The organism is Paracoccus sp. ME4 (genome assembly GCF_046736325.1).
Taxonomy (GTDB): domain Bacteria; phylum Pseudomonadota; class Alphaproteobacteria; order Rhodobacterales; family Rhodobacteraceae; genus Paracoccus.
Genome location: NZ_CP151276.1, coordinates 2,194,663 through 2,213,297, shown reverse-complemented (window position 1 = coordinate 2,213,297; position 18,635 = coordinate 2,194,663). Strand labels below are relative to the sequence as shown.

Genomic DNA, 18,635 nt, shown 5'->3' with positions numbered 1-18,635 from the left:
AAGGCGTGCAATCCCCCCCGAACCGTTCCAACATGGGGGTTGTTGACGGTGGAGGGTGCGTCGGCCTGCCGCGCCGCCCTCCCGCCCGGTCAGAACCCAAGCGCGAAGGCACTGATGAGACGAGACGTCAACCACTCCATTCTGCTGCAGACCAGACTTGACGAGATCGCCGCGGGCTTCGGTGCCGTATCGGCACCGCTTGGCGCGGCCATGTCCCATGCGGCGCTGTCCTCGGGCAAGCGGTTCCGGGGCAACCTGCTGCTGTTGGCGGCGGACGCGTCGGGCGGGGTCTGCGAGACCATCGTCGATGCCGCCTGCGCCATCGAGATGGTGCATGCGGCCTCGCTGGTCTTCGACGACCTGCCCTGCATGGACGACGCCGCGCTGCGCCGCGGCCAGCCCGCCACCCATGTCGCCCATGGCGAGAGCCGGGCCGTGCTGGGCGGCATCGCGCTGATCACCGAGGCCATGGCTGTGCTGGCCACCGCGCGCGGCGCCACCGGCGCGGTGCGTGCGCAGCTGGTGCGCATCCTGACGCGCGCCCTGGGACCGCAGGGGCTGTGCGCGGGACAGGACCTGGACCTGCATGCCGCCAAGAGCGGCGCCGGGGTCGAGCGCGAGCAGGACCTCAAGACCGGCGTTCTGTTCATCGCCGGGCTGGAGATGCTGGCCGTGGTCAAGGATTTCGACGACGAGGACCGCGATCAGATGATCGCCTTCGGCCGTCAGCTGGGCCGGGTGTTCCAGTCCTATGACGACCTGCTGGACGTGATCGGCGACCGGGCGGCGCTTGGCAAGGACGTGGGCCGCGACGCCGCGGCGCCGGGACCCAAGCGCGGCCTGCTGGCCGTGGCCGACATGCAGAACGTGTCGCGCCACTATGAGGCCAGCCGCGCGCAGCTGGACGCGATGCTGCGCAGCAAGCGCCTGCAGGCCCCCGAGATCGCGGCCCTGCTGGAGCGTGTGCTGCCCTACGGCGTACGCGCCTGAGCGTGATGCGGCCGGGTCCAGAGGCCCTGCCGCGTGATGCCCGCCCCCGGCAGGCGTGAGCGCGCGACGTCCCACCCCCCGACGCCCAGCAGCGCGACCTTGGTCGCCTTGGAGGTGCTGATCCGCTGCCGATAGGCCTCTGGCCCGCCCTTGCGGATGCGCAGCCCGATGGCGCGATAGATGCGCAAGGCGGCCGCGATGGACCAGGCGCAGCGCGGCGGCAGGTCCGCCAGACCCACGCGGGCCGAGGCGTAATAGGGCTCCGCCGTGTCCAGCAGCCGCAGGATGACGCTGTAGAGTTCGGGCGACGGCACCGGACCGTCGATGCTCGCCCCCGCCTCATCCAGCCAGTCCCCCGGCAGGTAGCAGCGCCCGATGGCCGCGTCGTCGATCACGTCGCGCGCGATGTTGGTCAGCTGGAAGGCCAGCCCCAGATCGCAGGCGCGGTCCAGGACAGGGTCATCGCGCACGCCCATCACGCGGGCCATCATGACGCCAACGATGCCCGCGACGTGATAGGAGTATTCCAGCACGTCCTCGATGGTGCGGTAATCGCGCGCCTCGACATCCATGGCAAAGCCCACGATGAGGTCCAGGGGCCAGGCATCGGGAAAGTCGTGCCGCCGCGCCACCGCGCGCAGCGCCGCGAAGGGGGCCGTCACCGGGCCGTCGCCCTGCAGCGCGGCCAGCGTGTCGGCGCGCAGATCGGCCAGCCGCGCCTGCGGGTCGTCCACCAGTTCGGGGCGGCTGCCCAGGGCCTGACCGTCGATCACGTCATCGGCATGGCGGCACCAGGCATAGAGCATCACCGTATCCTCGCGGATGCCCGGAGGCATCAGCTTGGCGGCGGTGGCGAAGCTCTGCGAGCCTTGGGTGATCGCCTCCGTCGAGGTCAGGACCAGATCGCTCATGCGTCCGCCAGATCGGACAGCATTACCTGGGCCGTGGCCTTCGCCGATCCCACGACGCCCGGAATGCCCGCGCCCGGATGGGTGCCCGCGCCGACCAGATAGAAGTTGCGGATCGTCTTGTCGCGATTATGCGGCCGGAACCAGGCGGATTGCGTCAGGATCGGCTCGACCGAGAAGGCGCTGCCGTGATGGGCGTTCAATTCGCTGGCGAAATCGGACGGGGTGAAGATGCGCGTGGTGGTCAGGTTGGCGCGCAGATTGGGGATCAGTCGCTCCTCCAGACTGGCCAGGATGCGGTCGGCATAGCGCGGCCCCTCGACCGCCCAATCGATCTCGGCCCGGCCCAGATGCGGCACCGGGGCCAGCACGTAATGCGTGGACATGCCCGGAGGCGCCATGTCCGGATCGGTCGTGCAGGGCGAATGGAGGTACAGCGAGAAGTCCTCGGCCAGCTTGGGGCCCTTGAAGATCTCGTTGACCAGCTCCTTGTAGCGGGGGCCGAAGAGGATGGTGTGGTGGGCGATGTCCTTGGGCGCCTCGCGCAGGCCGAAATGCAGCACGAAGAGCGACATGGACCAGCGCTTGCGGTCCAGCGATTTCGCGCGGCTCTGCCCGCGGGCGGTGTGGCCCAGCAGGTCGCGATAATTGTGCATCACGTCGCCGTTGCTGGCGACCATGTCCGCGGTCAGGGTGCGCCCGTCGGCCAGGGTCACGCCGGTCGCGCGCGGGCCGTCCGTGTCGATCCGCGCGACCTTGGCGTTCAGCAGCATCTGCCCGCCAAGCCGTTCGAACAGTGCGACCATCCCCGCGACCAGCTGGTTGGTGCCGCCCTTGGCGAACCAGACCCCGCCGCGCCGCTCCAGCGCGTGGATCAGAGCATAGATCGAGCTGGTCGAGAAGGGATTCCCGCCCACCAGCAGCGTGTGATAGGAGAACGCCTGCCGCAGATAGGGGTCCTTGATGAAGGTCGCGACCTTGGCATGGACCGACTTGTAGGCCTCAAGCTTCATCAGCGCGGGCGCGGCCTTGAGCATCTGGCCCAGCTTGAGGAAGGGCACGGTGCCCAGCTTGACGTAACCCTCCTGGTACACCTCCTCCGCATAGTCGCGGAAGCGGCGATATCCCTCCAGGTCGTCCGGGTTGAACTGGGCGATCTGGCGCTCCAGCTGATCGGCCTCGTTCACATAGTCGAAGACCTTCCCGCCCGGCCACATCAGCCGATAGAAGGGCGACACCGGCATCAGCGTCACGTCGCGCGCCATGTCCTGCCCGGTCAGCGCCCACAGCTCCTTGAGCGCATCGGGGTCGGTGATGACGGTGGGGCCCGCGTCGAAGACATGGCCCTGATCGTGCCAGACATAGGCCCGCCCGCCGGGCTTGTCGCGGGCCTCGACCAGGGTCGTGGCGATGCCCGCCGATTGCAGGCGGATGGCCAAGGCCAGGCCGCCGAAGCCTGCTCCGATCACGATGGCCGTCTTGGTCGCGGGCGAATGGGCGTTCATGCGTCTTCCTTCAGAAGGGGGCGTTCGGGCAGGCAGCGGAGCGCCGTGCCGATGGGGATGGGGGGCTTGCCGGTGACGATGCGCAGCTGATCGGCCATGGTCAGTCGCCCGGCGTAGAAGCGTTCGATCAGCCCCTCGGGCATGCGATAGAAGCGCTGCAGCAGCGTATAGCGTTGATCGGGCGGGCAGCCGCGGAACAGCATGCGGTTCAGCAGGCGCAGGAACCGGTCCCGACGCGCGCGCCCCAGGGCGTAATCGCGGATGGCTGCGCGGGCCGCGTCGGTGGTGGGCCGGCCGGGCAGGGCGGCCACCACATCCGCGACCTGCGCCGCATAGGGCAGCGAATAGCCGGTGACCGGGTGAAAGAAGCCCGCCCGCAGGCCCACCGGCACCGCGCCCGTGGCGTGATCGTCCCAGAAGCCCGCCGCGTCATGGGCCAGCGCGATGGGCAGGATGCCGCGCTCGCGCCGCACCTCGTGGCCCGTCCAGCCCTGCGCGCGGGCATAATCGTGGGACGCCTGCGCCAGCGCATCGTCGTCCAGATCGCCGCCGTCGGAATAGCGCGTGTCCTCGATCAGGATGCGCGTGGGGGTGAAGGGCAGCAGATAGATGAAGCGGTATCCGTCCTCCTGCGTGACGGTCGCGTCCATGATCACCGGGCGGGTGACGCCATGGGGCGCGTCGGTCTCCAGCTCGATGCCCACGAATTTCTGGAAGCCCACGGTCAGGTGCGGGGTCGCCTGCGCGCCGCGCCCGTCCAGCACGCAGGGCGCCGCGATGCGGGTGCTGTCGGTCAGCGTCGCGCCATCCGCATCCAGCGCGGCGATGGCGGTGTTCCAGCGGATTTCAGCCCCCGCATCGGTCACCGCCTGCGCCAGCGCGGCCCCGTCCAGAGAGCCGTATCCGGTGCGCAGCGTGCGCGCATGGGTGGGGAAGCGCACCTGCTGGCCCGACCAGCGGCCGCGTTGCAGCGGATGGATGCGGGCCTGCCAGGCGGGCGACAGGTCGGGGTCGTGGCAGGACCAGGTATGCCTGTCCGACGGTCCGTCGCGCCCGTCCAGCAGGACCACGGTCAGGTCGGGCCGCGCGGCCCGCAGCGCCAGCGCGATCAGCCCATTGGCCAGGCCCGCCCCGGCCATCAGGATGTCGGGGGTCACGACCGCTCCTGCGCCTCGGCGCGCAGGACGCCCGAATCCTTCAGGTCCTGCTTCAGCTTGTCGACCGGCGGGGCATAGATGAAGCCGAAGCTGACGCAATGGTCGCGCCCCTCCACCGCGTGATGCAGCCGGTGCGCCTGATAGAGGCGCCGGAAATAGCCGCGCCGGGGGATGTAGCGGAAGGGCCAGCGCTGATGGACCAGCCCGTCATGCAGCACGAAATAGATCAGGCCATAGACCGTCATGCCAAGCGCGATCCACCACAGGACCGGCGACCAGATCCAGCCCACCGTGAACAGGATCGTGGCGATCACCGCGAAGACCACGCCATAGAGGTCGTTCTTCTCCAGCGCGTGGTCATGCTCCTCATGGTGCGACTTGTGCCAGCCCCAGCCCAAGGGGCCGTGCATGATCCAGCGGTGGACGGAATAGGCCGTCAGCTCCATCACCAGCACGGTGGCGACGACGATCAGCAGATTGGTCATGCGGGGGTCCCTTTCTTCCGGTCCGCCTTGGCACGGGTGCGCGGCAGGCGCCACCACGGCACGGTGGGATAGAGGTGATGTTCGTGATGATAGCCGCCGAAATGGAAGCAGGTCACCAGCGACACCGAGTCGCTGACCCGCGACGACCGGGCATTGTGGCGGTCGGGAAAGGCGTCATGGCCCGGCCGGTGCGGCAGCCAGGTGCCGAAGACGAACAGCTGTACCGAGGCGAGGATCGAGGGCAGCGGCCAGAACGCCACATACATCCAGCGATCCCCCAGGATCAGCGCATAGGTCGTGACGATCACCGGCAGGAGCAGCCCCTCGCGCCAGCCGAAATAGGTGCCGATGAAGCGGCCGTACCAGCGGACCGGCCCGCCATGGTCGAAATCGGGGTCGTCCTCGGTGCCCGCATGGCGGTGATGGGCCATGTGCTTGACGATCATCTTGCGCCACGAGAACCCGGCATAGAGCCACAGGACCAGCTGCCCGATCCGCGCGTTCCAGCGCGGATGTCCCGGCACGACCGATCCGTGCATCGCGTCATGGGCGATGATGAACAGCCCCACCGACAGCCAGGTCAGGCCCGCGAAGCTTGCCGCCGCCAGCAGCGGATGCGCCGCGGCGTCCAGGAACCACAGCGTGTGGACGTGCAGCGCCAGCCAGGCCAGGATGATGGTCCCGGACACGGCCAGGCTGGTGACGGTCAGTTCCGCCTTGGGCAGGGCATTCGCGCTCATGGTGTCCCCCGGACCGGCGATGGCGGCAGGCTACAGCCCCGCATCGCCGGTTTCCATCCCCGATGCTTGCGACCATTGGCCGCCCGCGTCGCGCTCCAGCAGCGGCGCGCGGCGCAGGGCTGCCAGATCGGCCGATCCGGTGCAGAACATGGCGATGCGCAGCTGGGTCACGACATCGTCCAGATGCGCGACCAGGGCCTCGGTGCTGTGACGGGCGGCGGGCAGGGCGCCCGCGGCCTGTCCGGCCAGATCGGCCCCCAGTCTGACGGCCCGCGCCACGTCCAGCCCGTGGCGCACCCCGCCCGATCCGATCAGGACCTGCCCCGGCCGCATCAGTGGCGCGACCGCGCCGATCGCCGCCGCGGTCGGGATGCCCCAGTCATGGAAGGGCGCGGCCAGCGCCTGGAGGCGGGCAGGGCCGCGTTCGGCCTCGACCCGCGCCCAGCTGGTGCCGCCGGCGCCGGCCACGTCCAGGATGGTGACGCCGGCCTCGGTCAGACGCCGGGCGAGGGGGGCCGAGAGGCCCGCGCCGACCTCCTTGACGCCCAGGGGGACGGGCAGGGCGCGCACCAGCGCCGCGATCTTGTCCAGAAGGCCCGAGAAGTCGCGATCGCCCCCCTCCTGGATCGCCTCCTGCAGCGGGTTCAAATGCAGGATCAGCGCATCGGCGCCGATCATCTCGACCGCGCGGGCGGCCTGATCTGGGCCGAAGCCGTAGTTCAGCTGCACCGCGCCGATATTGCCCAGGATCGGGATGTCGGGCGCGCGCGCGCGCAGGCTGGCGCCCAAGCCGCCGTTGCCGCCCGCCTCGACCGCGATGCGCTGCGAGCCGACCGACAGGGCGATGCGGTGATGGGCGCAGGCCTCGGCGATGTGGATGTTGATGGCCTCGGCCTCCTCCGGGCCGCCGGTCATGGCCGAGATCAGCAGCGGCGCATCCAGCACCCGCCCCAGGAAGCGCGTGCCGCAGTCGATCCGCGCCATGTCCAGCTCCGGCAGGGCCAGGTGCCGGAAACGGATGGCGTCGAAGCCGCTGTCCAGCCGGTCCTGCGCGCCGCGCCCTTCGGCAACGATCCTCAGGTGGTCGGACTTGCGGCGCGAGATCTCGGTCATGGGAAGGCCATTCGTTTGGGTTGCCCGACTATCGCGCCAATGGCTGCCGCCTTCCAGCCCCCGTTCCAAGGGGACGATCTGTCGCGGCGCAGCCCGGCCTCAGCCCCGGCCCGCGGCCTTCATCGTCCGGGTGTCGGCCGCCTGAAGCCAGCCGTCATCGTAGAAGACCTCCTCGACGATCTCGGCGCAGGTCTTGCGCAGTGCGACCTCGCGCGCCTTGGACTGCTGGATCTGGCGCTTCAGCGCGCCCAGCCCGGACCGCTCGACGCCCTCCATCTGCTTCTTGATGACGCGCCGCGCCTCGGCCTCGTCGCCGATCTGCTTCCAGTAGACGGCGGCCTCCTCGCGCTTGCGGCGCAGCGGTTCCAGGAAATGCTCCAGCGACCGGAACAGGCCGCTGCTGACAAGCAGCTCCTCGATCTCGGCTGTGTGCCCGGCCTCCTCCAGCCGCTCCATGCCGTGATAGTGATAGAGCCGGACGTCATCGCGCGGCGGAAAGTCCGTGCCGTCGACGGGATAGTTGTGCGCCCGATCCAGCTCTCGGAACCGCGCCCCCGACCGGGCGATGGCGACCGGCAGCGACGCTTGGTCCAGCCATGGCCGCTTGGCTTCGTCATCGACCGACGGGTCGAAGTCGATCGTCATGGCCGTGTCCAGCCACAGCGCCCCGAACCGCCGACCGGAGGGCGCGACCTCGGGGAAGGCCACCATTCCGGCGTTGAAATAGGGCGGATGCTCGCGGTCGGTGCGCAGCATCCTGACCCGCTCGACCGGGGTGGTCAGGCCGAAGATCGCATAGGTCGCATCCCAGATCTCGATGAAGCGCCGCGCGAATCCGGCGACGGATTCGGGCACCACCGCCACATGGTCGGGCGACAGCAGCGCCTCGGCATCCAGCGGCCGGGCCAGATAGGTGTCGGTGTCCAGGAAGATCGCGAATTCGGTGTCGCGCTCCTCGGCCGCGGCCAGCAGCTTGTTGCCGTGCAGATAGGGCTTGTCGTAACGCTTGCGGCTGAAGGCTAGCTCCTGCGTCAGCTCGCGGATCGGCGCGCCCATTTGTTCGTGAAACGCCCTGACCCGCTCGGGGATGTCCCGAAGCCGATCCTTCGGGGTGTAGGGGATCACCGTCGCGTCGGGATGGTGGCGCCTGATCGACAGCAGCAGCGGAATGGCGGGCGAGATCAGATGCGGCGGATCGATGAAATAGATGATCGCGCAGCGGCCGGATTGGATGGGGTCGGTCACTGTGAATATCCTGCGGGTTCAAATGCGCGTGATGTCTTCGATCCCGACGCAAGCACAGTCACCCCGCCGATGTCCATGAAAAAGTTACGTTAACGGCTCCGGTTGCCCGCTTGCCCGGCGTCAGTTCGCAGCGCTCGGGCCGGGCCGTCAACCCGTGGCGCCGCCCGACATCCGACGCCGCGAGGTCGACCGTTCGCCCAGGAGATCCAGCGCGTCCGCATTGCTGCGCCCCCAGTCATAGACCCGCTCGACCAGATCGACGAAGCGCGTCCCCAGGGGCGTCAGGCGGTACTCGACCGCCGGCGGCACGGTGCCTTCCACATGGCGGGTGATCAGGCCGCTGGCCTCCATGTCGCGCAGGGTCTGGACCAGCATCTTCTTGGATATGCCGGGCAGGCTGCGGTGCAGGACGCCGGTCCGCGCCGCGCCGTGATGGCGGGCGTGCAGCGTGTGCAGGATCATGCTGGTCCACTTGGTCGCGAACAGGTCCAGGACGCGGCGGGGGGCGCAGTCCTCGCGCCATTCCTGATCGGACGGGTCTTCGCTCACGGGTGGTCACCTCCGGGTTCCTACGTCCCGGAACGGTGCCTTCTGGAAGCGCGGATCGCAAGCGCCTACCTCGCCCGGTGACCATCGGAACGGAGAGACAGGATGACACGAACCGCACTCGTCGTCGGCGCGACCGGCATTCAGGGCAGCGCGATCGCCGCGCAGCTGGTGGAGGAGGGCTGGACCGTCCACGGCCTCAGCCGCAGGCCGCAGGATCAGCCCGGCGTGCTGCCCGTGGCCGCCGACCTGCTGGACCCGCAGGGCCTGGCCCGCGCGCTGGACGGGATCGCGCCCGCGCATGTCTTCCTGACCTCTTGGCTGAGGATGCCGACCGAGGCCGAGAACATCCGCGTCAACGGCGCCATGGTGCGCAACGTCCTGGATGCGCTGAGGCCCGCGGGATCGGTGCGGCATGTCGCGCTGGTCACGGGGCTGAAGCATTACTTGGGGCCGTTCGAGGCCTATGGCCAGGGCCGGCTGCCGCAGACGCCCTTCCGCGAGGATCAGGGCCGGCTGGACGTCGCGAACTTCTACTATGCGCAGGAGGACGAGGTCTTCGCCGCCGCCGCTTGCGACGGCTTCGGCTGGAGCGTGCACCGCCCGCATACCGTGATCGGCAAGGCCCTCGGCAACGCGATGAACATGGGCACCACCCTGGCCGTCTATGCCACGATCTGCCGCGAGACGGGGCGGCCCTTCCGCTTTCCCGGCTCGGCCGTGCAGTGGGAGGGGCTGACCGACATGACCGACGCGCGCCAGCTGGCGCGGCAGGTGATCTGGGCTGCCGGGACCCCCGCGGCCCGCAACGAGGCGTTCAACATCGTCAACGGCGACGTGTTCCGATGGAAGTGGATGTGGCACCGCATCGCCGACGCCTTCGGGATCGCGGCCGAGGATTTCGACGGCACGCCCCGCCCGCTGGAGACGCAGATGAAGGACGACGCCCCGGTCTGGGCCCGGATCGCCGCGCGCCACGGTCTGGTTGAGGGGGACCTGTCGCGCCTCGCCTCGCCCTGGCACACGGACGCCGATCTGGGCCGCCCGATCGAGGTGGTGACGGACATGTCGAAAAGCCGCCATCTGGGCTTCACCGGCTATCAGGCGACCGACGCGGCCTTCACGGACCTGTTCGCGCGGCTGCGCGCCGACCGCATCATCCCGTGATGCCAGGGGTGCGGTGCCAATCCCATGTACCGGCGCGGCACCCGGAGGCGCAGCTTTCGCGATGGTCTGCAGGCCACCTGACGGGGGCGTCTACCTCGCGTTGCATGGGCGGATGTCATGGCGACCCCGGGAGGACTTGAACCCCCGACCCGCCGCTTAGAAGGCGGCTGCTCTATCCAGCTGAGCTACGGGGCCGTGCCAACCGGTCTTAGCGCCGGTCGCGGAGGATTTCAAAGCGATAGTGACGCGATCAGAAGGGCAGCTCATCGATCTGCCGCAGGCCCACGTCCAGCTGCGCGGCGGTGAAGACGCCCCGCACCTCCATCACCGCCCGGCCGTCCAGCAGCACCGTCGTGATGCCCGAGACGGCATCGGCGCTGACGCCGACCTCGGGCGGGCTGTCGGCGTCGAACGTCGCGTGCAGTGTGATGCGGTCGGCCTCGGGGTCGTAGTCGCGCAGCGATGCCGCGCCGCCCTCGGGCGCCACGATCATCGAGAAGACGTCCTGTCCCGCCCCGCCGATCGCGATGTCGTCGCCCAGGAAGAACAGCGCATCGTCGCCGTCGCCGCCCGAAAGCGTCTCCTCCCCGCCCCGCTCCCATTGGGCGTCGCCGTCCAGCCGGTCGCTGGACAGGACGTCATTGCCCGCGCCGCCCTCGATCAGATCGGTGCCGGCGCCCCCGGCCAGCAGGTCGTCGCCATCGCCGCCGCGCAGCGTGTCGTCGCCGGTATTGCCCTCGATCCCGTCGTTCCCTGCGCCGCCGATCAGCAGATCGTCGCCGCCCAGCCCGATCAGGGCGTCGTCCAGATCGCCTCCGGTCAGGGTCTCGGGGGCGTCGGTGCCGATCAGGGTCTCTCCGGTCGTGTCGACGGGGTCGTCGGCCTCCGGATCGTCATCGCCGCCGAACAGGTCGAACGGGTCCATGGCGACCAGCGTCAGGCCGCCGAAGATCAGCCAGTTGGCGATGAACGCCCATTCGTAGCCCATGTGACCGCCCCTGCCTCTCGCGCCGCCATGCAGGTCAGGCTTGGCGCGGGTGCGGCATCCTGTCAATCGGGGATCGTGGGCACGCGCCCCTTACAGCAGCAGCGTCATGAAGACCGAGTTCGGGTCCGCGCGATAGCTGCCGAAGGGCGGGCATTCGGTGAAGCCCTCGCGCGCATAAAGGCCGCGGGCGGCCAGAAAGCCCGGCTGGACCCCGGTCTCCAGCGACAGCCGCTGCAGGCCCGATGCGCGCGCGTCCTCGATGATGCGGCGCAGCAGCATGCGCGACAGGCCGCGGCCGCGATGTTCGGTCAGGACATGCATGGACTTCACCTCGCCAGAACCCGGCTCCAGCGCCTTGACGGCGCCCATGGCGACGGGCCGGCCCGCGTCGCGGATGACCAGGAAACGGATGGCGGGGTCAGCCAGCGCCTCCTTGGGCAGCATGTGGATCGATTCGGGGGGCGTGTCGGCATGCATCTCGGCGGTGTGTCGCTGGAACAGCTGGTCCAGATCCGGCCCGAGCGGGCTTTCCGCGGCGATCGTCAGCGTCATGTCGGGTCCTGTCGGAAGAGGCGTCGGGCCGGGCACTAGCCCGACCTGACGCGCAGGTCAAACGGTCCGGGGCGCGCCCAGCACCCGGTCCAGCACCGGCGACAGCCGCGCCATGGTGCCGTCCACGTCGGCCAGCTTGTCCAGACCGAAGAGCCCGATGCGGAAGGTCGAGAAATCGGCCCCCTCATCCACGGCCAGCGGCACGCCCGCCGCGATCTGGGTGCCCTGGGCCGCGAAGGCCTTGCCCGACTTCACCTCGGGGTCGTCGGTATAGCTGACCACGACGCCCGGCGCCTGGAACCCCTCGGCCGCGACCGAACGGATGCCGCGCGTGGCCAGCGCCTCGCGCACCGCGCGGCCAAGCCGCCATTGCGCGTCGCGCGCGGCGTCGAAGCCCATGGCGCGGGTCTCCTCCATCGCGTCGCGCAGGCCCAGGAGCGCGTCCGTGGGCATGGTCGCGTGATAGGCGTGGCCGCCGTCCAAATAGGCCTGCATGATCGCGCGCCATTTCTTCAGGTCCAACGCGAAGCTGTCGCTGATGGTCGCCTCCAGCCGTTCGGCGGCACGCTCCGACAGCATCACCAAGCCCGCGGCGGGCGATGCCGACCAGCCCTTCTGCGGAGCCGAGATCAGTACGTCCACCCCGGTGGCCGCCATGTCCACCCAGACCGCGCCCGAGGCGATGCAGTCCAGCACCATCAGGGCGCCCACCTCATGCGCGGCATCGGCCAGGGCGGTGATGTAGTCGTCGGGCAGGATCAGCCCGGCCGAGGTCTCCACATGGGGCGCAAAGACCGCATCGGGGCGCGTCTCGCGGATGCGGGCCACGACCTCGTCGATGGGGGGCGGCGCATAGGCGGGCTGGGGCGCGTTCCCCTGCGGGCGGGCCTTGACCACGGTCACCTCGCGCGCGAAGGCGCCCGCGTCGAAGATCTGGCTCCAGCGATAGCTGAACCAGCCGTTCCTGACGATCAGCGCATGCGCGTCGCGGCCGAACTGGCGCGCGACGGCCTCCATGCCGTAGCTGCCGCCGCCCGGCACGATCACCGCATGGGCCGCGCCGTAGACCTCGCAGAGGCCCGCCGACAGGTCGCGCATGACCTGCTGAAAGCGCTTCGACATGTGGTTCAGGGACCGGTCGGTGAACACGACCGAGAATTCGTCAAGACCGTCGGGGTCGATCTCGGGGCGCTGATGGGGCATGGGGCATCCTTTCCGTTTGCGCGCAGCCTAGCGCCTGCCGCGCGGCCCGGCCAGACCGCCAAAAGCCGCAAACGCCCCCCTTGCGGCGCCCCCCGCGGGGCGACTAGGCTTCGGGCGCAAGCAACATCAAGGTTTTCCATGCGGATCGGCATCCTTCAATGCGGCCAGTCGCCGGCGCAGCTGAAGCAGAGCCTGGGCGACTATCCCGACATGTTCATGCGCCTGCTGGACGGTCGCGGCTTCACCTTCACCACCTGGCATGTCGAGGGGATGGCGTTTCCGGACGACATCCACGACGCCGACGGCTGGCTGCTGACCGGATCGCGGCACGGCGCCTATGAGGATCATCCCTTCATCCCGCCGCTGGAGGATTTCATCCGCCGCGTCCACGATGCGGGCGTGCCGATGGTGGGCATCTGCTTCGGCCATCAGATCATCGCGCAGGCCCTGGGCGGCACGGTGGTCAAGCATCCCGGCGGTTGGGCCGTGGGCGCGCAGGATTACGATTTCGGCGGCCGGCCCGTCACGCTGAACGCCTGGCACCAGGATCAGGTCGTGGCCCTGCCGCCCGGCGCGCAGGTCGCGGGCCGCAACGCCTTTTGCGAGAATGCCGCGCTGATCTATGGCGACCGGGCCTTCACGGTGCAGGCTCATCCCGAGTTCCGCGACGATTTCATCCAAGGGCTGATGGACACCCGCGCCAAGGGCGTCGTGCCGGACGACCTGCTGGCCGGGGCTGCGGCCCGCATGGGGCAGGCCGATGGCGCGTCCCTGCTGGCCGACCGGATCGAGGCCTTCTTCAAGCAACCCCGCGCCCTGGCGCGACCCGACAAAGGTGCCGCATGAGCGACTGGACCGAAAAACTGCCCCAGGCCGCGCGCGACTTCATGTCGGGGCGCCGCCTGGACGAGGTCGAATGCATCGTGGCCGACATGGCGGGCGTCGCCCGTGGCAAGGCGATGCCCGCGTCGAAATTCGCGCGGCAGAACCAGTTCTACCTGCCCAATTCGATCTTTCTGCAGACGATCACCGGGGAATGGGCCGACAACCCGTCGGGCGCCTTCACCGAACCGGACATGGTGATGGTTCCGGATTATTCGACCGCCACCGCCGCGCCCTGGACCGCCGACTGGACCATCCAGGTCATCCATGACGCGACCGACCAGCAGGGCAACCCCATGCCCATCGCACCGCGCAATGTGCTGAAGCGCGTGGTGCAGCTCTATCGCGACAAGGGCTGGAACCCGGTCGTGGCGCCCGAGATGGAGTTCTTCCTGGTCGCCCGCAACATCGACCCGAACCAGCCGATCATCCCGCCCATGGGCCGCACGGGCCGGCGGGCTGCGGCGAAACAGGCCTATTCCATGTCCGCGGTGGACGAATACGGCAAGGTCATCGACGACATCTATGACTTTGCCGAGGCGCAGGGCTTCGAGATCGACGGCATCCTGCAGGAGGGCGGCGCGGGCCAGGTCGAGATCAACCTGAACCACGGCGATCCGGTGGCCCTGGCCGACGAGATCTTCTACTTCAAGCGGCTGATCCGCGAGGCCGCGCTGCGCCACGACTGTTTCGCGACCTTCATGGCCAAGCCCATCGAGGGCGAGCCGGGCAGCGCCATGCACATCCACCATTCGGTGACGGATGTGGCGACGGGGCGGAACATCTTCTCCGACGACAAGGGCCGCGAGACCCCGGCCTTCCTGCATTTCATCGCCGGCATGCAGAAGCACCTGCCCGCGGCCATCGCGCTGCTGGCGCCCTATGTGAACAGCTATCGCCGCTATGTCCCGGACTTCGCGGCGCCGATCAACCTGGAATGGGGGCGCGACAACCGCACCACGGGCCTGCGGGTGCCGATCTCGGGGCCCGAGGCGCGGCGGCTGGAGAACCGGCTGGCGGGGATGGACTGCAACCCCTATCTGGGGATCGCCGCCAGCCTGGCCTGCGGCTATCTGGGCCTGCTGGAGGCCGAGAACCCGCGCGCCGAATGCCTGGGCGACGCCTACATGTCCGAGGACGAGCTGCCCTACAACCTGGGCGACGCGCTTGATCTGATGTCGGAGAGTGCGCCCATGCGCGGCGTCCTGGGCGAGGATTTCTGCGCCGTCTACGAATCGGTCAAGCGCAATGAATACAAGGAGTTCCTGCAGGTCATCAGCCCGTGGGAACGCGAACATCTGCTACTGAACGTATGAACCTGCTGCATCTGAACGACCGGCCCGGCGCCTATCCGCCCAGCCTGTATGCCGACCAGTGCGGGCCGCAGCCCGAGCTGCCGCCCCTGCGGGGCGAGGCGCGGGCGGATGTCGCGGTGATCGGGGCGGGCTATACCGGGCTGTCGGCCGCGCTGCATCTGGCGCGGCGGGGCCTGTCGGTCCGGGTGCTGGAGGCGCAGCGCGTGGGGTTCGGCGCCTCGGGCCGCAACGGCGGCCAGATCGGCTCCGGCCAGCGGCAGGAGGTCGACTGGCTGGAGGCGAACCTGGGCCGCGACATGGCCCGCCGGCTGTGGGACCTGGCCGAGGAGGCCAAGGCCGCCGTCCGCACCATCGCGGCGGAGGCGGGCGTCCCGGTCCGGGACGGCATCGCCCATGCCTGCCGTACCGCGTCCGAGGTCGATCACGCCCGCCTCATGGCCGACCATCTGGCACGGCATTACGGCTACGACCGGGTCACGCCTTTGGACCGCAACGGGCTGGCGGCGGCCTTGGGCAGCACGGCCTATGTCGGCGGCGATCTGGACCGGGGTGCGGGGCACGTCCAGCCCTTGGCGCTGACCCTGGGGATGGCGCGGCTGGCGCAGGAGGCAGGCGTCGTGATCCATGAGCGCGCGCAGGTCACCGGCCTGACCCATGGCGCGCCCAGCATCATCCGCACCGATCAGGGCGTGCTGCGGGCCGATCACGTCATCCTGGCCTGCAACGGCTATCTGGGCGATCTGGACCGGGGCGTTGCCGCGCGGGTCATGCCCATCAACAACTATATCGTCGCGACACCGCCGCTGGACGATCACCCCGAGATCCTGCCGGACCGCATCGCGGTGGCGGACACGAAATTCGTGGTGAACTACTGGCGGGTCGATGACGACCGGCGGCTGGTCTTTGGCGGCGGAGAGACGGTCACCTACCGCTTTCCGCGCGACATTGCGGCGGTGGTCCGCCCGCATCTGCTGTCGGTCTATCCGCAGCTGCGGGACATGCCCCTGACCCATGCCTGGGGCGGGACGCTGGCCATCACCATGAACCGCATGCCCTGCTTCGCCCGGCCCGCACCGAACTGCCTGTCGGCCAGCGGCTATTCCGGGCATGGCGTGGCACTGGCGACGCTGGCGGGGCGGCTGATGGCCGAGGCCGTGGCGGGCCAAGCCGAACGCTTCGACGCGATGGCTGCCGTTCCCACGCGGCCCTTTCCGGGGGGCGCGGCCCTGCGCAAGCCGCTGCTGGTGGCGGGGATGGCGTGGTTCGGGCTGCGCGACCGGCTAGGGTTCTGAGCGCATCCGCGCGGTCACCTGCTGCCGGATCTCGGCCGAATCGCGGTCGGTCAGGCCCAGCAGGCTGGCGACGAGGCGGATCAGGCTCTCCTCATCCGCCGCGCGGCTGTCATCGGCCAGCGCGACCTCCCACAGCGCCGCCAGCACCGCGCGGCGATCCTCCAGCGCGATGCGGTCCTTGATCTGGCGGGTGAAGCGGACGGTGTCGCTGGCCTCGGCCTCCAGCGCCTCGGCGCGTAGCCGCCGGGCGCGCGCGGCATCCGGGGTCAGGCCGCGACAGGCCAGCACGCGCTCGATGCGCTCGCGTTCGGCCTGATCGTAGTGATCGTCGGCCCGTGCCACGCGCACCAGCAGCGCGGCGATGGCCAGCTCGGCCTCGTCGCGGTCGATCGGCGCGGGGGCCTCGCCCATCAGGCGTGTCAGAAGGTCCATGAACATCGGCTCAGGATGCCTCTCCGCGGCGCAGGGGTCTAGCCGGGCCAGCCCTCGACGATGATCACATCTGCGGCAGAGACCGGATCGCGCAGCGCCTTGGCAGCCTGATAGCCGGGGCTGTCGTAACAGGCCTGTGCCGCCTCCAGCGACGGGAACTCGATCACCACGCTGCGGGGGCGGGCCTGGCCCTCGACCACCTGCTGCGGCCCGCCGCGTACCAGGAAGCGCGCGCCGAATTCGGCGAAGGGGGCGGCATTGGCCCGGCGATAAGCGTCATAGGCGTCGGGGTCGTCGATCGTCACATGGGCGATCCAATAGGCCTTGGTCATGTATCCTCCGGGATGCGGATGCGGCCTTGGGCCACGGGAACGGCACGGCCCGACACGCGGACCTGCGCCAGCGCGCCGCCGCTGACGGTGATGCGCAGGCCCAGCTGGGACGGGCGCCCCATCTCGCCCCCCTGGCGCAGGGACAGGCGCGTCTCTCCCTCGGGCAGGACGCCTGCGGCCAGCAGGGGGGCGGCCAGGGTCGCGGTGGCCGATCCGGTGGCGGGGTCCTCGGGGACGCCGCTGCCGGGGGCGAACATGCGCGCGCGGAACCCCGCGCCGTCGGGGGTATAGGCATAGACCTTGCCGACCCTGGCCGTCAGTTCCTCGAACGCGGCCCCGGCCGGGCGGGCATCGGCCAGGGCCTGGGCGTCGCGCAGCGGCACGAAGATGAAGGCCGGCCCCGCATGGGCCACGACCGGCCTATGCGTGCCGAAGCCCACCTGATCCGCGCCAAGGCCCAGGCCCGCCGCCGCCAGATCGACCGCGACCGCATCGCCCAGCTGCGGCAGCACGGGGGCCGCGAATTCGGCCAGGCCGTCGCGGATAGTCACAGGGACCGGCCCGGCCTCCTCCTCCAGCACCAGATCACCGTCACCCGCCGACAGGTGCAGCGCGCAGCCGATGGTGGGGTGGCCTGCGAAGGGAATCTCCGCCAGCGGCAGGAAGATGCGGACGCGGGCGCGGTGCGCGGGGTCGCGCGGCGCCATGACGAAGATCGTTTCGGACAGGTTGAACTGGCGTGCGATGGTCTGCATCTGCCGCGTGCTCAGCGCATCGGCCCCCATGACCACGGCCAGCGGATTGCCCGCGAAGGCCCGGTCGGTGAAGACGTCATAGACATGGTATTCCAGCATCGTCGCCCCGTTTCAGTATTTCTGCGGAACATACAGCTCCCGCGGGACGGCGTCGCGCTCATAATCGGGGTTGAAGACGCGGTCGGGCAGGGTGATCTGGTCGTGGTCCACATCGCCGTAGGGGATCAGGCCCAGCAGGTGGTCGATGCAGTTCAGCCGCGCGCGCTTCTTGTCGTTGCCGGGCACGATGTACCAGGGCGCCTCGGGGATGTTGGTGCGGTCGAGCATGTCCTCCTTGGCCTTGGTATAGGCCTCCCACCGGACGCGGGACTGCAGGTCCATGGGCGACAGCTTCCACTGCTTCATCGGGTCGTGGATGCGCATCTGGAACCGCATCTGCTGCTCCTCGTCCGTGATCGAGAACCAGTATTTCACCAAGCGGATGCCCGACCGGACCAGCATGCGCTCGAATTCCGGGACGTCCTGGAAGAACTGCTCGACCTGGTCCTCGGTGGCGAAACCCATCACCCGCTCGACGCCCGCGCGGTTGTACCAGCTGCGGTCGAACAGCACGATCTCTCCGCCCGCCGGCAGATGCGGCACATAGCGCTGGAAGTACCACTGCGTCTTCTCGCGGTCCGAGGGGGCGGGCAGGGCGACCACGCGGACCACGCGCGGGTTCAGGCGCTGCGTGATGCGCTTGATGACGCCGCCCTTGCCGGCGCTGTCGCGGCCCTCGAACAGCACGACGACGCGTTCGCCGTGATGGGCGACCCAGTTCTGCAGGCGGATCAGCTCGGACTGCAGGCGCAGCAGCTCGCGGAAATAGACCCGGCGGTCCATCCGGTCGGGGTGATGGCTGCGATAGATGCGGCGGATCTCGGCCGACAGGGCCGCGTCCTCCATCTCCAGCTCCATCTCCTCGTCCAGGCAGTCCTGCAGCTCGTCGCTCAGCCAGTCCTTGTAGTCGCTCATCAAGCCCTCCGCG

20 protein-coding genes and 1 tRNA gene are annotated in these 18,635 nt (G+C 69.6%); 5 read left to right on the top strand and 16 right to left on the bottom strand.

Going from position 1 to position 18,635, the window contains the following annotated elements:
- The first annotated feature begins 114 nt into the window (after positions 1–114).
- Positions 115–990, top strand: coding sequence for a polyprenyl synthetase family protein (locus AACG61_RS11330; protein ID WP_411837238.1), 876 nt, complete (start codon positions 115–117; stop codon positions 988–990).
- Here the strand turns inward: AACG61_RS11330 and AACG61_RS11325 are convergent.
- The 8 genes from AACG61_RS11325 to AACG61_RS11290 all read right to left on the bottom strand — a co-directional run bounded on the left by AACG61_RS11325 (position 972) and on the right by AACG61_RS11290 (position 8,692).
- Positions 972–1,901, bottom strand: a complete 930-nt coding sequence (locus AACG61_RS11325) for a phytoene/squalene synthase family protein (protein WP_411837237.1) — start codon at positions 1,899–1,901, stop codon at positions 972–974. The genes AACG61_RS11330 and AACG61_RS11325 overlap by 19 nt on opposite strands.
- Positions 1,898–3,403, bottom strand: coding sequence for a phytoene desaturase (locus AACG61_RS11320; protein ID WP_411837236.1), 1,506 nt, complete (start codon positions 3,401–3,403; stop codon positions 1,898–1,900). The genes AACG61_RS11325 and AACG61_RS11320 overlap by 4 nt, the downstream gene beginning before the upstream one ends.
- The gene (crtY, locus tag AACG61_RS11315) at positions 3,400–4,560 is read right to left on the bottom strand and encodes a lycopene beta-cyclase CrtY (RefSeq protein WP_411837235.1); all 1,161 of its coding nucleotides are present in this window, start codon (positions 4,558–4,560) and stop codon (positions 3,400–3,402) included. Before crtY ends, AACG61_RS11320 begins: the two co-directional genes overlap by 4 nt.
- Positions 4,557–5,045, bottom strand: a complete 489-nt coding sequence (locus AACG61_RS11310) for a sterol desaturase family protein (RefSeq protein WP_411837233.1) — start codon at positions 5,043–5,045, stop codon at positions 4,557–4,559. Before AACG61_RS11310 ends, crtY begins: the two co-directional genes overlap by 4 nt.
- Complete coding sequence (locus AACG61_RS11305; RefSeq protein ID WP_411837232.1) at positions 5,042–5,785, bottom strand: fatty acid desaturase; 744 nt, start codon at positions 5,783–5,785, stop codon at positions 5,042–5,044. The genes AACG61_RS11310 and AACG61_RS11305 overlap by 4 nt, the downstream gene beginning before the upstream one ends.
- A 30-nt stretch (positions 5,786–5,815) precedes the next feature.
- Entirely contained in the window at positions 5,816–6,898 is a 1,083-nt protein-coding gene (gene fni, locus AACG61_RS11300) for a type 2 isopentenyl-diphosphate Delta-isomerase (protein WP_411837231.1), read from the bottom strand.
- Positions 6,899–6,997: 99 nt separating this feature from the next.
- Positions 6,998–8,143, bottom strand: a complete 1,146-nt coding sequence (locus AACG61_RS11295; protein ID WP_411837230.1) for a hypothetical protein — start codon at positions 8,141–8,143, stop codon at positions 6,998–7,000.
- Positions 8,144–8,290: 147 nt separating this feature from the next.
- Entirely contained in the window at positions 8,291–8,692 is a 402-nt protein-coding gene (locus tag AACG61_RS11290) for a winged helix-turn-helix transcriptional regulator (protein WP_411837229.1), read from the bottom strand.
- Positions 8,693–8,794: 102 nt separating this feature from the next.
- Here AACG61_RS11290 and AACG61_RS11285 point away from each other — a divergent pair, with 102 nt between their 5' ends.
- Positions 8,795–9,856, top strand: a complete 1,062-nt coding sequence (locus AACG61_RS11285; protein WP_411837228.1) for an SDR family oxidoreductase — start codon at positions 8,795–8,797, stop codon at positions 9,854–9,856.
- Positions 9,857–9,974: 118 nt separating this feature from the next.
- On the opposite strand, the gene AACG61_RS11280 is transcribed toward AACG61_RS11285, so the two are convergent.
- The 4 genes from AACG61_RS11280 to AACG61_RS11265 form a co-directional block, all read right to left on the bottom strand.
- Positions 9,975–10,051: transfer RNA gene (locus AACG61_RS11280), tRNA-Arg, on the bottom strand.
- Positions 10,052–10,106: 55 nt separating this feature from the next.
- On the bottom strand, positions 10,107–10,844 hold the full coding sequence (locus AACG61_RS11275) for a calcium-binding protein (RefSeq protein WP_411837227.1): 738 nt from the start codon (positions 10,842–10,844) through the stop codon (positions 10,107–10,109).
- 90 nt (positions 10,845–10,934) lie between these two features.
- A complete protein-coding gene (locus AACG61_RS11270; protein ID WP_411837226.1) occupies positions 10,935–11,396 on the bottom strand; it encodes a GNAT family N-acetyltransferase in 462 nt (153 codons plus the stop codon).
- A gap of 57 nt (positions 11,397–11,453) precedes the next feature.
- Complete coding sequence (locus AACG61_RS11265) at positions 11,454–12,599, bottom strand: aminotransferase class V-fold PLP-dependent enzyme (RefSeq protein ID WP_411837225.1); 1,146 nt, start codon at positions 12,597–12,599, stop codon at positions 11,454–11,456.
- Positions 12,600–12,737: 138 nt separating this feature from the next.
- Here AACG61_RS11265 and AACG61_RS11260 point away from each other — a divergent pair, with 138 nt between their 5' ends.
- Genes AACG61_RS11260 through AACG61_RS11250 form a run of 3 tightly spaced genes read left to right on the top strand, consistent with a single transcriptional unit; the run spans position 12,738 to position 16,089 of the window.
- Positions 12,738–13,445, top strand: coding sequence for a type 1 glutamine amidotransferase (locus AACG61_RS11260; RefSeq protein WP_411837224.1), 708 nt, complete (start codon positions 12,738–12,740; stop codon positions 13,443–13,445).
- Positions 13,442–14,797: a glutamine synthetase family protein gene (locus tag AACG61_RS11255; protein ID WP_217845593.1), complete on the top strand. Its 1,356-nt coding sequence runs from the start codon at positions 13,442–13,444 to the stop codon at positions 14,795–14,797. Before AACG61_RS11260 ends, AACG61_RS11255 begins: the two co-directional genes overlap by 4 nt.
- Positions 14,794–16,089, top strand: coding sequence for an NAD(P)/FAD-dependent oxidoreductase (locus AACG61_RS11250; RefSeq protein ID WP_411837223.1), 1,296 nt, complete (start codon positions 14,794–14,796; stop codon positions 16,087–16,089). The genes AACG61_RS11255 and AACG61_RS11250 overlap by 4 nt, the downstream gene beginning before the upstream one ends.
- Here AACG61_RS11250 and AACG61_RS11245 read toward each other — a convergent pair.
- From AACG61_RS11245 to ppk2, 4 genes are read right to left on the bottom strand one after another with little or no spacing between them, the layout of a single operon-like run.
- Entirely contained in the window at positions 16,078–16,527 is a 450-nt protein-coding gene (locus AACG61_RS11245; protein ID WP_411837222.1) for a TerB family tellurite resistance protein, read from the bottom strand. The two genes, AACG61_RS11250 and AACG61_RS11245, sit on opposite strands and share 12 nt — an antisense overlap.
- Positions 16,528–16,559: 32 nt before the next feature.
- On the bottom strand, positions 16,560–16,853 hold the full coding sequence (locus AACG61_RS11240) for a DUF1330 domain-containing protein (protein WP_411837221.1): 294 nt from the start codon (positions 16,851–16,853) through the stop codon (positions 16,560–16,562).
- The gene (locus AACG61_RS11235; RefSeq protein WP_411837220.1) at positions 16,850–17,707 is read right to left on the bottom strand and encodes a PhzF family phenazine biosynthesis protein; all 858 of its coding nucleotides are present in this window, start codon (positions 17,705–17,707) and stop codon (positions 16,850–16,852) included. Before AACG61_RS11235 ends, AACG61_RS11240 begins: the two co-directional genes overlap by 4 nt.
- A gap of 12 nt (positions 17,708–17,719) precedes the next feature.
- Positions 17,720–18,622: a polyphosphate kinase 2 gene (gene ppk2 / locus AACG61_RS11230; protein ID WP_411837219.1), complete on the bottom strand. Its 903-nt coding sequence runs from the start codon at positions 18,620–18,622 to the stop codon at positions 17,720–17,722.
- Positions 18,623–18,635: the final 13 nt, after the last annotated feature.

Excerpts from the sequence above, each read along its gene's own strand:
- AACG61_RS11330 (WP_411837238.1), top strand. The coding sequence starts at position 115 with ATGAGACGAGACGTCAACCACTCCATTCTGCTGCAGACCAGACTTGAC.
- AACG61_RS11325 (WP_411837237.1), bottom strand. The coding sequence starts at position 1,901 with ATGAGCGATCTGGTCCTGACCTCGACGGAGGCGATCACCCAAGGCTCG.
- AACG61_RS11320 (WP_411837236.1), bottom strand. The coding sequence starts at position 3,403 with ATGAACGCCCATTCGCCCGCGACCAAGACGGCCATCGTGATCGGAGCA.
- AACG61_RS11310 (WP_411837233.1), bottom strand. The coding sequence starts at position 5,045 with ATGACCAATCTGCTGATCGTCGTCGCCACCGTGCTGGTGATGGAGCTG.
- AACG61_RS11305 (WP_411837232.1), bottom strand. The coding sequence starts at position 5,785 with ATGAGCGCGAATGCCCTGCCCAAGGCGGAACTGACCGTCACCAGCCTG.
- fni (WP_411837231.1), bottom strand. The coding sequence starts at position 6,898 with ATGACCGAGATCTCGCGCCGCAAGTCCGACCACCTGAGGATCGTTGCC.
- AACG61_RS11285 (WP_411837228.1), top strand. The coding sequence starts at position 8,795 with ATGACACGAACCGCACTCGTCGTCGGCGCGACCGGCATTCAGGGCAGC.
- AACG61_RS11275 (WP_411837227.1), bottom strand. The coding sequence starts at position 10,844 with ATGGGCTACGAATGGGCGTTCATCGCCAACTGGCTGATCTTCGGCGGC.
- AACG61_RS11270 (WP_411837226.1), bottom strand. The coding sequence starts at position 11,396 with ATGACGCTGACGATCGCCGCGGAAAGCCCGCTCGGGCCGGATCTGGAC.
- AACG61_RS11265 (WP_411837225.1), bottom strand. The coding sequence starts at position 12,599 with ATGCCCCATCAGCGCCCCGAGATCGACCCCGACGGTCTTGACGAATTC.
- AACG61_RS11260 (WP_411837224.1), top strand. The coding sequence starts at position 12,738 with ATGCGGATCGGCATCCTTCAATGCGGCCAGTCGCCGGCGCAGCTGAAG.
- AACG61_RS11255 (WP_217845593.1), top strand. The coding sequence starts at position 13,442 with ATGAGCGACTGGACCGAAAAACTGCCCCAGGCCGCGCGCGACTTCATG.
- AACG61_RS11250 (WP_411837223.1), top strand. The coding sequence starts at position 14,794 with ATGAACCTGCTGCATCTGAACGACCGGCCCGGCGCCTATCCGCCCAGC.
- AACG61_RS11245 (WP_411837222.1), bottom strand. The coding sequence starts at position 16,527 with ATGTTCATGGACCTTCTGACACGCCTGATGGGCGAGGCCCCCGCGCCG.
- AACG61_RS11240 (WP_411837221.1), bottom strand. The coding sequence starts at position 16,853 with ATGACCAAGGCCTATTGGATCGCCCATGTGACGATCGACGACCCCGAC.
- AACG61_RS11235 (WP_411837220.1), bottom strand. The coding sequence starts at position 17,707 with ATGCTGGAATACCATGTCTATGACGTCTTCACCGACCGGGCCTTCGCG.
- ppk2 (WP_411837219.1), bottom strand. The coding sequence starts at position 18,622 with ATGAGCGACTACAAGGACTGGCTGAGCGACGAGCTGCAGGACTGCCTG.